Annotated in this window: 14 protein-coding genes and 1 riboswitch; of the genes, 3 read left to right on the forward strand and 11 right to left on the reverse strand. The window is 43.9% G+C overall.

The annotated features are described in order from the left end of the window. Positions 1-29 precede the first annotated feature (29 nt). From trxA to ADH27_RS01590, 5 genes are all read right to left on the reverse strand, one after another. The gene (gene trxA, locus ADH27_RS01570) at positions 30-344 is read right to left on the reverse strand and encodes a thioredoxin (RefSeq protein WP_048715169.1); all 315 of its coding nucleotides are present in this window, start codon (positions 342-344) and stop codon (positions 30-32) included. Between the two features lie 12 nt (positions 345-356). Beyond that, complete coding sequence (locus ADH27_RS01575; protein WP_003010037.1) at positions 357-581, reverse strand: DUF4649 family protein; 225 nt, start codon at positions 579-581, stop codon at positions 357-359. 335 nt (positions 582-916) lie between these two features. Then, the gene (gene rpsO, locus ADH27_RS01580) at positions 917-1186 is read right to left on the reverse strand and encodes a 30S ribosomal protein S15 (RefSeq protein ID WP_004193424.1); all 270 of its coding nucleotides are present in this window, start codon (positions 1184-1186) and stop codon (positions 917-919) included. 243 nt (positions 1187-1429) lie between these two features. After that, entirely contained in the window at positions 1430-3532 is a 2103-nt protein-coding gene (locus ADH27_RS01585) for a Cna B-type domain-containing protein (RefSeq protein ID WP_048715171.1), read from the reverse strand. 220 nt (positions 3533-3752) lie between these two features. Then, a complete protein-coding gene (locus ADH27_RS01590) occupies positions 3753-4481 on the reverse strand; it encodes a pseudouridine synthase (protein WP_048715173.1) in 729 nt (242 codons plus the stop codon). A 172-nt stretch (positions 4482-4653) separates the two neighbouring features. On the opposite strand from ADH27_RS01590, the gene def reads away from it, so the two are divergent. After that, positions 4654-5268, forward strand: a complete 615-nt coding sequence (def, locus tag ADH27_RS01595; protein WP_048688441.1) for a peptide deformylase — start codon at positions 4654-4656, stop codon at positions 5266-5268. Positions 5269-5534: 266 nt separating this feature from the next. Here the strand turns inward: def and ADH27_RS01600 are convergent, their stop codons facing one another. Further along, a complete protein-coding gene (locus ADH27_RS01600; RefSeq protein WP_048715175.1) occupies positions 5535-6386 on the reverse strand; it encodes a mechanosensitive ion channel family protein in 852 nt (283 codons plus the stop codon). A gap of 149 nt (positions 6387-6535) precedes the next feature. Here ADH27_RS01600 and sstT point away from each other — a divergent pair, with 149 nt between their 5' ends. After that, complete coding sequence (sstT, locus tag ADH27_RS01605; RefSeq protein ID WP_048688436.1) at positions 6536-7753, forward strand: serine/threonine transporter SstT; 1218 nt, start codon at positions 6536-6538, stop codon at positions 7751-7753. 29 nt (positions 7754-7782) lie between these two features. Here sstT and ADH27_RS01610 read toward each other — a convergent pair whose 3' ends face one another. From ADH27_RS01610 to zapA, 5 genes are all read right to left on the reverse strand, one after another. Then, a complete protein-coding gene (locus tag ADH27_RS01610; protein WP_048715177.1) occupies positions 7783-9123 on the reverse strand; it encodes an alanine/glycine:cation symporter family protein in 1341 nt (446 codons plus the stop codon). Positions 9124-9279: 156 nt separating this feature from the next. Beyond that, positions 9280-9370, reverse strand: a riboswitch (glycine riboswitch). Between the two features lie 136 nt (positions 9371-9506). After that, positions 9507-10925: a C69 family dipeptidase gene (locus ADH27_RS01615; protein WP_048688430.1), complete on the reverse strand. Its 1419-nt coding sequence runs from the start codon at positions 10923-10925 to the stop codon at positions 9507-9509. 80 nt (positions 10926-11005) lie between these two features. After that, complete coding sequence (locus ADH27_RS01620; RefSeq protein WP_048715179.1) at positions 11006-13342, reverse strand: endonuclease MutS2; 2337 nt, start codon at positions 13340-13342, stop codon at positions 11006-11008. A gap of 96 nt (positions 13343-13438) precedes the next feature. Then, complete coding sequence (locus tag ADH27_RS01625) at positions 13439-13993, reverse strand: CvpA family protein (protein WP_048715181.1); 555 nt, start codon at positions 13991-13993, stop codon at positions 13439-13441. Between the two features lie 10 nt (positions 13994-14003). Further along, entirely contained in the window at positions 14004-14294 is a 291-nt protein-coding gene (gene zapA / locus ADH27_RS01630; protein WP_023024429.1) for a cell division protein ZapA, read from the reverse strand. A 152-nt stretch (positions 14295-14446) separates the two neighbouring features. Here zapA and ADH27_RS01635 point away from each other — a divergent pair, with 152 nt between their 5' ends. Beyond that, positions 14447-14926: a glutathione peroxidase gene (locus tag ADH27_RS01635; RefSeq protein ID WP_048715183.1), complete on the forward strand. Its 480-nt coding sequence runs from the start codon at positions 14447-14449 to the stop codon at positions 14924-14926. Positions 14927-14938 lie beyond the last annotated feature (12 nt).

A 14938-nucleotide genomic window follows, 5' to 3' on the forward strand; every position in this document is an offset into this window, starting at 1 on the left:
GGAATCATTTTCTTTAGCTTTTTTCCTTATTAACTCAACTCAGCCACAATAGCCTTGATTTGTTCTGCAGTGTGAACACCAGCAACTTGTTTAACCACTTGTCCATCTTTTTTGAAAAGAAGAGTAGGGATAGACATAATGCCGAAAGCACGCGCTGTATTTGGATTTTCGTCCACATCCATTTTAACAATTTTTAAGACATCTTCTGAAAGTTCTTCCGATAATTTTTCTAGGATAGGAGCTTGCATGCGACATGGACCACACCAGGTCGCCCAGAAGTCTACCAAGACCAAACCTTCTTTCGTTTCTGCTTCAAATGTTGCGTCTGTAATTGCTTTTGCCATTGTTTTTCTCCTTTAGTTTTTGTATTGATCTAGGTCTTGCTTCATCAAATAGAAGAAGACATCTCCGTAAGTTCCATGGTAATCGAGTTCGTGCCCATTATAGGTCAATTTTTGTACGGGATAGTAATCCGCTACACCAATCAAGCAAGTCTGTTGGGAGCGTTCAAACTCTTCATAGGAATCAAAATGCATGACTCTTTCTTGTTTTGCACCATCTAGATATGTAATATCAATCATATCGATAACCTCTATTTCTTAAGATGTGTCTATTGTAACTCTGTCAATTACATCTGTCAAACAAAACGTCTTACTCAGAATAATGAATCTTGTCCGAAAAAATTAACAAAAAAGCCCTCTGAATTCAGAGGGCTCCATTCTTGCTGAATAAAACGTTTCTAGACAAGGCGACGAACCGAAGATTGTACTAGATTTCTTCTGAAAACAAAAAATCTCCCCGAAGGGAGATAGATCTGGTCTATTTTACCTTACGATGCTAGGAACCGCAGCCGAAGATTATACTCGAGTATATCGAGGCAAGGTGACAACGCAGCGTAAGTGGAAAATAGAGCAGATTAACGACGAAGTCCAAGAGAGTTGATCAACTCACGGTAACGGTTAACGTCGTTCTTACGAAGGTAAGCCAACAAGTTACGACGGCGACCGATTTTCTTCATCAAACCACGGTAAGTAGCGTGGTCTTTTTTGTGTTGTTTGATGTGGTCGTTCAAGTGGTTGATTTCCCAAGTAAGGACAGCAACTTGTACTTCTACTGAACCAGTGTCACCTTCGTGACGTGCGTATTGTGCAATGATTTCATTTTTTTTCTCTTTTGAGATTGCCATGATAAGCTCCTTTTCTTTATGCTCTATCCGAGTGGCAGGTTTGGCATAGCCTGCTACCAAGAAAGAGTTAGTTGTCTATTCGACCTATTCATTCTACCAAGATTTCATCTTTCTGTCAAACACTTATGCTCCCTTAAAAAGACATTAATATGAATCTTTTGAATCATGTATTCTAGAAGTCCTTTAACAGAAAAAGACAATTACCTTTTTAGATAATTGTCCTATTTATTTCCATTGTAGCTGTTAGTCAGCTTTCCGTTTACTACTCAACAGCATCGCTGCACCAACAAGAGCTAACAGAGCACTTGCTCCGAACAAGCCATAAGAAGTAGCTTCACCAGTTGATGGAAGAATTTTTCTCTTTCCTTCTGTTGGTGTGGTTGGAGTTTCTGGTTTCTCCGATGTGCTTGGTGTGGTTGTCGATGGAGTCGTAGATGGTGTTGTTGATGGTGGTGGCGGTGTAGTCGTAGACGGTGGAGTTGGAGGCGTACCTGGTGGGGTTGTCGGTGGTGTAAGACGGTTGGTTACCGTGAAACCATCGATAGTAGCGGTATACCCCGCTACTGGATCCTCTGTAATCGTGTAGGTAATCTTCTTGCCTTCCTTGTATACTGGTAGTTCCGTAAAGCTTGCCTGCCAATTGTCAGTAGCAGTGATTTCTTTTACGGCTACTTCTTGACCATCTGCAAGCAAACGGACTGTTACCTTCTCTGGACGAAGGCCATCTTTATTTTCCTTATCATCCCAGACTTTCTTGACAGCTACTTCTGTCACTTCTGGTGTACGGCTATTAATAATATTCGTTCCTTCAACAGTCGCTTCATATCCTGCAACTGCTTCTTCTGAAACAGTGTAGGCAATGAGATTACCAGCATCGTCAACAACATCAAGATTGTCAAACTGATAGAGCCAATTTCCTTCTGCATCTGGCTTCACTTCTTTAGAAGCCACTTTGACACCATTTGCTAAGAGATTAACGGTGATGGCTGATGGGCGTTTTCCATCTTTGTTGTCCTCGTCATTCCAGGTTTTTTGACCAGAAACGCTGGTTTTTTCTTTTTGGTTAACGACATCACGGGAAATTGCAATCTCATTTCCAAAATCTTCCAGACTGAGTTTGATAGGCTCTTGAGAAATCACATACCCTTTTGGAGCTTGAGTCTCTTGAATAGTATAAGCACGCTTGGTCAAACCAGTAATGGTTCCTGTACCGTTCTCATCTGTGGTGAACGATCCGACTTGCTCACCAGTTTCATCTGCTGTCACAGTAAAGACAGCACCTGCAAGAGCTTGACCATTTTCTCCTTTTTTATGAATGGTGAATGAATACTTCTCACCATTGAAGTCTCCTTCAAGGAATTGATATAGAATATCTGCTACTGTATGTTGCTCTTTGACTTCTGTGGCAGTCATCGTTGCATTGTTTTTATATTCTGTGTTGATGGCTGGAACCTTGTCCAAATACACATCATAACGAATGGTCATCCCTTGCTCAGGAGCTAGATCCCCGATATGAACGGTTAGTGAACGACCGTCCTCACTGACAACCGGAGAATAATTCTTGGTCACATTTGTGGTATCCCGCAAATGATAGGCACCATCTTCGTCACTGATTTTCCAAGTTCCTGTATGAATGTTAACAGAATCTACCTTGATTTTTCCATCTGTAAAGGCCAATTGGTCCTTAATATCAATATTATGGAGGGCAGTGTGACCTTGGTTGATGTTCAAGGTATAAGTCAATTTCAATTTATCGTCTGAGTTGGTCCAGCCCCATTTGCTAAAGACCTCTGGAGTTGGAGGATATTCACCTGGATTGACTCCTTTGTATTCAACCTTTCCACCTGAAATGACTGTTTTATCAACTGAAAGTGTAAAATCAAGTGTTTTATTTCCCTTAATCACGGAGTGGTCCACACGAGCAAAGAAACGCAATTTCCCTGTTACATTGGCCATTTTTTCAGGATAGTCTGTATAGGTCACCGTGATGATTTTTCGTTGATCATCTACTGTCGCAGTTGCAACTTTTTGACCACTTGGATCCAATAGGTCTATGGTATCTGTTTCAAAAACCTTAAAACCATCTCCAAGTTGGATAACTGTCTGATCGCCTGCTTTTACACGACCGTTCGGTAAAACAAAGTTTGCTTCAACATTAAAACTTTCCCAAACACCGAGTGGTTCTGTTAAGTCACCGCCAGTCGATTTAGAGATGTTCACTGAGCTTACAACATCATTGATCGTATCAGCATGTACTTTAGTAAGCCCATTGGGTTTAGCAAATCCTAAAGCTGCTAATAAAAACAAGGCAACTGTTGTCACAACAGCATAGAGCCACTTTTTCATAAACGATTTTTCTCCTTTTTTACGTTTACTAGATAAATCCAAGCAGGAATGAAGACCATTACCTATTACAGATTTTTACAAAACCTATCTTTTCTCATTATAATTGATTTGATTTGATAGTACAAGCAATTTTATATATTTTTTGTCTGTAACGTTCATTTTTTTGACACAAACAAAAAACTAGCTCCCCGTTTCCTCGGTTTGCTAGCTTTCCCTTTGTTTATAATGGAATTCCAAAGATCTCTAAAGATGCCAATTCAGAAGGATGGAGCCTACGCCACTCCCCTAATTCGAGACTAGGATCCAAGCTCAATGGCCCCATGGAAATCCGCTCGAGATCGGTGACTTCCTTGCCACAAGCTGCGACCATGCGCTTGACCTGGTGGAATTTTCCTTCAGCGATGCGGATCTGAACCAAGCAACTATTAGCTTCTTGATCGACCTCCAATATTTCCAACTCCGCTGGCAATGTGGTGAAATCCTTCAATTCTATTCCTTCTTTGAAGCGGTCGATATCTTCCTGAGTCATGATGCCAGCTACTTGGGCACGGTAGACCTTGTCCACATGTTTCTTAGGCGATAGCATGGCATGAGCCAACTTACCATTATTGGTCAAGAGGAGTAAGCCATGGGTATCGATATCCAAACGTCCAACTGGAAAGACTTCCTTGTGTCTGGCCGTGTCATCTAGCAAATCTAAGACTGTTTGATGGCGGTCATCTTCCGTTGCTGAAATGACCCCTTTGGGTTTATTGAGCAGATAGTAAACAAACTCTTCATGGAATAAACTTTCTCCCAGATAGGTCACTTTATCCTTATCTGGATCAATATGGACCTTGGCAGAGGTTTCTACCTTTCCATTGACCTGAATCTTTTTTTGCTTGAGGACTTGCTTGACTTCTGTCCGACTTCCCACTCCACAGTCCACTAAATATTTATCTAGACGCATGCTTGCCTCCTTCATTCTTCCTATCATTATACCATGAACCTGACTAGGATTCTTTCCTTTTCTAGTTTACAGTCCGTCTGGTCCATTAGCACCCCCACAATCAATTGGCAAACTTTCATTCTAAAAGGATTTATGATATGATGGTTTCTAGAAAAAAGGAGTGAATGAGAACATGTCTGCAATCGAAACCATTACAAAAGCTGCCCATCTAATTGATATGAATGATATTATCCGCGAAGGCCACCCAACTTTACGTGCTATCGCTGAAGAGGTCACTTTCCCACTGTCAGATCAAGACATCATCCTAGGGGAAAAAATGATGCAGTTCTTGCACCATTCGCAGGATCCTGTCATGGCGGAAAAATTGGGTCTCCGAGGTGGAGTTGGACTCGCTGCCCCTCAGTTGGACATTTCTAAGCGCATCATTGCCGTTCTCGTCCCAAATCCAGAGGACGAAGAAGGAAATCCTCCAAAAGAAGCCTACTCCATCCAAGAAGTCATGTACAATCCTAAAATTGTCTCCCACTCAGTCCAAGATGCGGCTCTAGGAGATGGGGAAGGGTGTCTCTCTGTAGACCGCAATGTTCCTGGTTATGTGGTTCGCCACGCGCGTGTAACGGTAGACTACTATGACAAGACCGGAGAAAAACACCGTATCAAACTCAAAGGTTACAACTCCATCGTTGTCCAGCACGAAATCGATCACATCAATGGCGTTATGTTCTACGATCGTATCAATCCGAAGGATCCTTTCGCTGTTAAAGATGGTATGCTTATTTTAGAATAAGAAAAAAGTATTTTTAAAAACTTTCCTTAGGTGAGTGCGGACGCCAGCGAACTTCTACGAAGTTCCATGACTAATTATTGAGCCTAAGGTCTCAATAATTCCGAGTGCTTGAAATCACTGTATTTCAAGCACTTTTTTCACGGCGGAAAGTTTCATATCTACTTAAAAGATTCAAAGTAATAGAAATTATTTTTTAAACATTATCTAGCTATTTTAAGTAGAAAAGTTTGTCTACATTCTAAAAAAAGACCGATGGGTCTTTTTTCTTATGGTGTGACAGAGAAAGTGGTTAGAATCTCGATGCCATTTTGTAAGAGGGCATCATGATAGAGTTTGTAATAAAGATGGTAAATGGCCACTTGGCTTCCCGACTGGACCATCATGGCGACGCGGAAGGAATAACGGCCTGTCCCCTTTTCGATTTGAGGGCCTAAAATCGTCGGACCATCTAAGATTTCTGGATGCTTTTGGGCTTGTTCATCGTTGACTTGCTGGAAGATTTGATAAATCTTGTCTAGGTCAGTTTGAGCTGAAATTGGCATATCGATGAGGACGCGCTGGTTCCCCCGAGAGAGATTGCTGACAACCATAATATTGCGATTGGGTACATAATGCAAGGTCCCATCTGCGTCTCGCACCTGAGTCGTCCGAATGCCCACACTAGAGACGGTTCCAGCGATGGTAATCGGACCATTGGTCAAACGAACGGTATCTCCGACGTCTATCTGACGTTCCAGAAGAATAAAGAACCCATTGACCAAGTCTGATAGGAAGCCCTGTGCTCCTAACCCGATGGCAACTCCGGCAATTCCAGCACCCGCTAAGAGACTAGAGACTGGCAAGCCCAAGATAGAAAGAATCCAGTAGATCAGGATAAAATAAAGACAGTAATTTAACAGACTCTCTACCAAGCGCAGGATGGTATTCTTACGCGCTTCGTCTTGGCCTACATAATTCAGAGAAGGCTTCAAGATGCGTTTCACCAAACTATGGATTAGTTTTTTTGCAAGAAAAAATAAAACAAATAAAATAGCTAACGAAATCAATTTTGAAACCAATTCATCCATGATCTTGGTCCAATCAAACTGACTGACATAGCGGGAAAAAATATTCTTCATACCTTCTATCAATCTCCTTCTCTTTTTCTAATGGTTTGATTATATCAGATTTTAGGCTATAGAACCACTAACCTCCTCTTATACTCACCTTGATTTTAAGATTTAACTATCGTATAATGGACGGTAAACTTTCAATAAAGGAGGTCCTTATGGTTAAACGACTCATTCAAACTTGGAACAAAACCAACCTGATGAAGCGGATTGCAATCGGAATCTTCGTTGGAGCCCTTTTAGCTCTGCTACTTCCTAAAGCATCTGCAATTGGTCTATTAGGGGAAATCTTTGTAGGGGGCTTGCGGGCTATTGCTCCTCTTCTAGTCTTCGCCCTTGTCGCTAACGCCCTCTCCCAACACCAAAAGGGAACTCAAACCAATATGAAATCAGTCATTGTCCTCTACCTCCTGGGAACTTTTGCGGCAGCCTTGGTAGCGGTCCTGGTGAACTATCTCTTTCCTATTACCATTTCTTTAACAGGAACTAGTGCTGAAGGAACTTCTCCCGATGGACTAGGGGAAGTCATCAGCAACCTTCTCTTAAAAATCGTGGACAACCCGCTCAATGCCCTTATTCAGGCTAATTATATCGGGATTCTATCCTGGGCCGTCGTCTTTGGTGTTGCTATGAGAGAAGCGAGTGAGCACAGCAAGGACCTCCTTCAAACCCTGGCAGATATCACTTCCAAGATTGTCGAATGGATCATTAACCTTGCGCCATTTGGAATTCTAGGCTTGGTCTATACAACGATTGCAGGACAAGGCTTTGATGGACTTAAGAGCTATGGCCTCCTCTTACTTCTCTTGGTTGGCACCATGTTCTTCGTCGCTCTAGTTATCAACCCGATTTTTGTCTACATCATGATTCGCAAAAATCCTTATCCGCTCGTCTTCAAATGTCTACGAGTCAGTGGACTGACTGCTTTCTTTACTAGAAGCTCTGCTGCTAACATCCCTGTCAATATGAAGCTCTGTAAGGAACTAGGTCTTAACCCTGATACTTACTCGGTCTCTATCCCTCTGGGATCTACTATTAACATGGCCGGAGCTGCCGTTACCATTAATACCCTGACCCTAGCTGCTGTCAACACCTTAGGCATTCAGGTCGATTTTGGGACTGCCCTGGTCCTCAGTATCGTTGCAGCTGTTTCAGCTTGTGGGGCTTCTGGAGTAGCCGGTGGCTCCCTCCTCTTGATTCCTGTCGCCTGCAGCCTCTTTGGTATCGACAATGATATCGCTATGCAAGTGGTTAGTGTAGGCTTCATTATCGGTGTTATCCAAGATTCTTGTGAAACAGCCCTTAACTCATCGACAGACGTCCTCTTTACAGCCATTTCTGAAATGAAAGATTGGCCCAAAGAAAAACGCTATTAAGACAGAAAGACCAGATCACACGATCTGGTCTATTTCTTTTTCTTAAAATATCGTTTGCTTTCCTTTATAACAATAGGCGATAAGGCTAACAAGGCGATGAGATTCGGCAAGGCCATCAGTCCATTCACAATATCAGCAATGATCCAGACCAACTCCAACTGAAGAAAGCCTCCTACTCCCACCATCAGGATAAACAGAAGACGGTAATAGGGAATGAGTTTGACACCCGCCAAAAATTCGACACAGCGTTCACCATAATAAGACCAACCCAAAATGGTCGTCGTCGCAAACAAGACCAAACAAAGGGTCAGAATGATCCCACCGATGTGGCCAAAGGTCGAGATAAAGACCTGTTGGGTCAAATCACTTCCAACTTGCTCCACTGTTGTCCACTGGCCAGATACTAAAATAGCTAGACCAGTTAAGCTACAAATAATTATGGTATCGATGAAGGTCCCGGTCATAGAAATCAAACCTTGCTCCACTGGCTCTTCCGTCTTCGCTGCAGCTGCTGCAATCGGCGCCGATCCCAGTCCTGACTCATTAGAGAACACTCCACGCGCCACCCCTTTTTGAATCGCCTCTTTCACCAAGGCTCCTGAAAAACCACCGATAGCCGCGGTTCCTGTAAAAGCACCTTGGAAAACTTGAGATAGAACGGTCGGCACTTGGTCCATATTCAAGACAATAATATAAACTGTCGCAAAGATATAGGCTGCAGCCATAAAAGGAACCACCTTTTCGGAAACCTTGGAAATCCAATGAATTCCCCCAAATATGACAGCCGAAACGATTCCTGCAATGACCAGACTAGCGACTTGAGGGGAAAGTTGAAAACTAGTCTTCAAAGCGCCCGTAATGGCATTCACCTGGGTCATGGTTCCAATCCCAAAGAGAGCCACCAAGACACCTGCCAGGGCAAAGAAGATGGCAAGGGGGCGCCACTTCTCCCCCATCCCATGGAGAATGTAGTACATCGGACCACCAGAAATATGACCATTGTCATCCTTGGTCCGGTAGCGAATGGCCAACAAACCTTCTGCATACTTGGTCGCCATCCCAAAGAAAGCCGCCATCCACATCCAAAAGAGGGCACCTGGACCTCCTGTCTGAATAGCTGTCGCTACTCCGACAATATTTCCTGTCCCAACTGTCGCCGCCAAGGCTGTTGCCAAGGCTCCGAAGCTAGAGATATCCCCTTCTCCTTGATCTTCTGTAAAAATGAGCCGAAAGGCTTGGGGTAAACGAAAAACTTGAAGCAAGCCCAAGCGGAAGCTCATATAAATCCCAGTCCCCACCAAGAGGATCAAAAGGGGAGCCCCCCAGACCACATTATCTACTTGTTTAAAAAATGCCAGCCAATTTGTCATCCTTATCTATTTCTCCTTTTATCATTTGTCTAGCTTTAGAAAGGGATAGCCATCCACTTCCTCCACATCATCCAAGCAATCATCCAAAGAGAAAAAGAAAGAGCACATGTCAAAACATGTACTCTGGTGCTCCAAATAAAAACCAAAAAGGCTTCTATCTTTTGCTCTGTCCTTTTACCTGAGAGTTTGAGTAGAATGCTCTACCTTGCCCCTTCGGTGCCTTTACGGTCTCTCCAGAGTTCCGTCCATTTCACAGTCATAGGAAGGCCCTACTTCTGAAAAACTTCATCCGGTATGATGTTCAATTTGTTCTATTTTAGCATAATTTGAAAAGAAAATCAATATTTTCAGAAACTATCATGAAATAGTACAACTTGGTCCAACTAGTCACTCAAAGAGAAATGGTTGGTCATCAGGTTACTAGCATCCAACAAGACCTTATCCAATAAGCAATCCGTCGCTTCTTGAATCTGATCACTCATTTCCTGATTTTCTCTTTCGAAATCAACGGTTTGTCCTGCTGCCAAGGCTTGATCCACTCGTCCAATCCGGGCATGCCCAAGGGCCATAGTGCTTTCTTGGTAATCTTCTAAATCTCCAACATGATGACTATAGTGGGCATCTGCCAGACCAGCAATGATTCGATTGGTCCAATAGAAGGAATCTGTCGTCACTTTTTCTGTCGTATTGGCAAAATAATCCGGTGTCGTATCGACCTGGGTAAAGAAAGGAACGGCCGTATTGAAAGGCATTGACCCATAGCAAAGCCATTGAATCCCGGTTGTCTCTTGAGGACGATTTGGCCGCAACTGGAGAATGGCCGTCTGGCTGGTCCGGTTAATGCCAATGGTACGGAAGGTCCGACGACTATGACTATCCCCTTCTAAAGCGTAAGGATCATAGGCTGAATCCTGGTAGTGACTGCTGAGGACATATTTGACATCTTCAATCGTAATCTTGCGGTAAGGTTTTTGACACCAAGGAAGGAAGAAGGAACGAGGATCTTGCTCCACTTCTGGGTTGAGGAATCGTTGAATATCCCAAGCCCGTGGCGTGTTGTAATGGCGGTCCTTATCTCGTTGGCTCCCAAAAGCATAACGAGGGTTAAAAGACGAACCGTCAAAATCCAAGGCCAGGTGATGGCGTTCCACAAAATCTTTCAAGTCTGGGTCACATAAAAACTCTTCCGGGCGATCAAACTCAAAGCGATCACTTCCCAATTGATTGGGATTGGTCACATAGGCATCGTCTGGCACACGGCGGGCCATCCAGTGATGACCTCCGATGGTTTCCAACCACCAGATCTCATTGACATCGCTGATAGCTACTCCGTTAGACTCATAGGTTCCGTATTCTTCTAGGATTTTCCCCAAGCGAAGCACTCCTTCTCGGGCAGTCTGGACATAAGGAAGGACCAAGGTCAGCATGTCTTCCTCCCCAATTCCACTTTCCACCAGAGGGTCCGCCCCCAAGACTCGGCTATTGGTCGTAATGGTCTCTGTCTCACTCATAGCCACATTGTACCGATTGATCCCCGCTTCTCCCCAGATACCATCTTTTGGAATGGCATCTGGAACAGCTGTGTAACGAACAGGGTTATCTGGCAGGTCTATCTCAAAAGGAGATAGGACCGACCGATAATGACGGGGTTGATCCTCTGGCTGAACAACGATAAATTTCTTAGGAGTAAACACTCCGTTTTGAGAGTCTTCCGTGCGAGCTACAATGGTTGAACCATCATAACTGGCATCTTTTCCGACAAGTATGGTAGTACAAGAATCGGACGAACGATTAGGGGTCATATGCTTTCCTTCTTTCCGTTTAAACTGACTGTATTATAGCAAAAAGCGTGCCTGATTAAAAGGCACGACTGACTCTTTGCTTATTTAAAGGTCACAATTGTCGCTCCGCTTCCTCCTGCATTTTGAGGAGCGTACTCGAAGCTTTTGACATGCTTATTGCGACGGAGGTACTTGGTAACTCCTTCCCGGATGACCCCAGTTCCGATACCGTGGATGATATCGACTTGGGCCATATTATTGAGAAGGGCTTGGTCGATAAAGCTGTCCAATTCTTCCATGGCTTCCTCATACCGTTTGCCACGAAGGTCCAAGCGAGCCCGAGGTCCATTGGCATTGGAACGTTTGACTACGTGGACCTGGCGTTTTTTCGGTTGAGAAGCATCTTTTTCAGCTTTCAACAGATTAAATTCTTTTTCTTCCAAGGTCATCTTGATCAGTCCCACTTGGGCTTCCCAACGACCATCCTTGAGCTGCTTGGTAAGACTTCCTCTTTGTCCATAGCTGATGACCAAGATCTCGTCTCCGACTTTTGGAGCACGGGCTTTCTTAGCCTGTTTCAAGACCTTGTTTTTCGATAGATCGACTGTTTCTGGGGCCAATTTTTTCAACTGAGACTTGGCTTCAATAATTTCATGGGGCTTGAGTTGCGATTTGGCATGAAGACCTTGCAAAATCTGATCGCTTTCTGCTAGAGCAAGATCCACAATTTCTTGCGCTTCTTTACGCGCCTTGTTGAGCTCTGTTTCCCGCTCTCGGGTCAACTCATTGTACAATTTCTTGAGGACGCGGTTGAATTTCAGATTTTCCTGTTCAACATCTCGGATGGACTCGAGTCGTTTGCGACTTTCTAGGGTCTGAGCTTCCAACTTTTCAATGATGCGGTTGACATCCCGATCCTGATTGGTCAACCCCTGCGCTTGACGAACAATCACTTCTGACAAGCCTAGACGACGCGCGATTTCAAAGGCATTGGAACGTCCTGGTACCCCCTGCATAAACCGATAGGTCGGACGCAGGCTGTCCGTATCAAATTCCATGCTGGCATTTTGAACACCAAGTGTCTCAATCCCATAGGCCTTAAGTTCTGGATAGTGGGTGGTCGCCATGGTCTTGATCCCTCGTAAGCGGAGATCTTCTAGGATGGCGATCGCCAGTGAAGCCCCTTCCTGAGGATCCGTTCCAGCTCCCAACTCATCCAGCAAGACCAAGGATTCCTCATCGACCTGCTCCAAAATAGAGACAATATTGGTCATGTGACTGGAGAAGGTAGACAGGCTCTGCTCGATCGACTGCTCATCCCCGATATCAGAGAAGATTTGCGTGAAGACAGCCACCTTACTCCCAGCATCTGCTAGGATTGGCAAGCCCGACTGGGCCATTAATTGGGCTAGTCCCAGGGTCTTGAGCATGATGGTCTTCCCACCCGTATTCGGTCCGGTAATCACAATCTCTGTGAGGTCTTTTCCAAAGTGGATATCATTGGGAACAGCCTGCTCAATCAAGGGATGGCGGACCTGCAAGAGCTGAATCTCCCCTTGATCTGACAAGGTTGGAATAGTTCCTTTTCGGTCCTGTAAAAAGCGATGTTTGGCACGAACGAGGTCAATATGACCGATCAGCCAAGCATTGTTTCGGATTTCCCCCGCATGAGGACGAAGGAGGTTTGAAATTTCTTCCAAGATCCGGAGCATCTCGAAGCGTTCATCTGCACGATGGTTGGCAATCTCTTCATTAAGATTGACGACCGCCCGAGGTTCGATATAGACGGTGTTTCCACTAGCTGAAATATCGTGCACCACACCGGCAATCCGATTGCGGTAGGTGTTTTTGACTGGCAAGACATTCCGTCCATTCCGACTCGCTACGACCTGATCAGCCAGCATTTCGGACTTGGTCTTCAACAATTCTTGCAGAATATCTCGCACTTGGTGTTCATTCTCTTGAATACGCCGACGAATTTTGGCCAAGGTTTCACTGGCAAAGTTTTCAATAAATCCTGCCTCATTAATGGCATGGAGACTTCCCTGTAACTGTGGAAGGTCGACTAGATTTTCAAATATCCGATCCAGTTTTTCCAAGCGGACATTTTCTAATTCATCATAAAAATTTCGCAATTCATGGGTCACGCGCAGGACTTTCTTCACCGCTAACAATTCATCGATATTGAGCGATGTTTCTAGTTCTAAACGCTTGGTCACTGGACGAATTTCTTGGATGGTGGACACGCTAAAGTGCGGATGCTCCACAAAAATCTGAGCTATATCCGCCATTTCAAGAAAGGCGGTTTCAATTGCTTCTTTCTTGGCAAGTGGGGCTAATTCCTGCAACTCCACTTCTCCCTGCTCCGTTTGCAAATAAGGCTCTACTAAGTTTTTGACTTTTTGAAACTCTAAGGTTTCGAGAATTTTTTGATTCATGTTTCTCCACAACAGAAAAGGAGGCTGATTTTGGTCTGAGCCTCCCCTTCCTTTCTATAATAACTCTCATGAACTGTTAGACATGATGAGAAGTGATTACGCACCTAAGATTTTTACAACCCAAAGTTGTTTCAAGAGGCCTGCTGTAAGGGGGCTATGCTGCACCATAAATCGAATGAGGAAACTTCCATGGAGTCGATCTTGAATGGTTGCCATGGGGATGGTTGACAAAATCGTGAATCCCATTTGCAGAACAAAGTAGGTTACTAGGACAGCTAGCACACCACTGGCAATCTGAAACGGATACTCCTCCCATTTTTCAGGCGTTGGAATCAAGGGAATAAAGAGTCCAATCACTCGACCTATCGCATAGACTAAAACAAACAAGATGAAGTAAGCCAAACCAGCGTAAAAAACTTTGTCTAAGTGAAAGAGTTGGTCTGCACCATAAAAATAGCTTTTTGAAGCTTGTGTTGCACTCGAAAATGGAATCCATAGACTAATGGTTTTTGCCAAGGACTGATAGCCTGATCCTGCGACCAACATGGCCACAATCATGGTTAAAAAATAATATCCTTGAAGCAAAATCCCTCGTGAATACCCAATATAAAAACTCCAAGCTAGGATGAATAAAATCAGGATTGAAAACATGCAACTCCCCTTAATTAGATGATCTACCGACTAGGCCATCTAGGGCCTTGCGACGAAAATCTTCCAATTCTTTTTCCTTATCGTCAAACTCAATCTCACGACTCAATTGTGTTGACAAACTATTGATTGCTAGTAAAATGGCCAGGGTCTCATCATCAGCAGCTGGCATTTGTTCTTTAATCGCTTCATATTTTTCTTTCGCGACCCGTTCAACCTCTTCCATAAAGAGATTATCATGATTAGTTGTAAGAGTCAGCGATTTATTACCGAAAGTAAATTTGTATCTATTTAAGCTGGACATAAAAATCACCTCACGATATTATATCAAAATCTAGCCCGCTTGTCAGTAGGAAAATCCCCTTCCCATAGGAAATACCGAAGCACTAGGACCACGGTTTAACTTTTTTCGACTCAAGCGTGATACAATAGAGAAAGTAGGAAAGGACGTGTAAAATGACTATCTATGATTTCACCGTAATGGCCCAAGATGGGAGCCCCTTCTCCCTCGAAGCATATCGAGGCCAAGTACTCCTCATCGTCAATACTGCAACCGGTTGTGGGCTTACGCCTCAATACCAGGGATTACAAGAGCTCTATGAGCGCTACCATGACCAAGGATTTGAAATCCTTGACTTTCCATGTAATCAATTTATGGGCCAAGCACCGGGTAGTGCGGAAGAGATTAATCAATTTTGTAGCCTCCATTACCAAACCAGCTTCCCACGCTTTGCAAAAATTAAAGTCAATGGGAAAGAAGCCAGCCCCCTCTACCAATGGTTAAAAGAACAAGCTAATGGTCCCTTGGGCTCCCGCATTGAATGGAATTTCGCCAAATTCTTGATCAATCGCCAAGGCCAAGTTATCCACCGCTTCTCTTCAAAAACTGATCCTCAAGCAATTGAAGCAAGCCTAAAAGAAGTTCTTTCAGACTAAATTCGGCTGGTC

Source organism: Streptococcus sp. 343_SSPC, from assembly GCF_001072385.1.
Lineage (GTDB): Bacteria > Bacillota > Bacilli > Lactobacillales > Streptococcaceae > Streptococcus.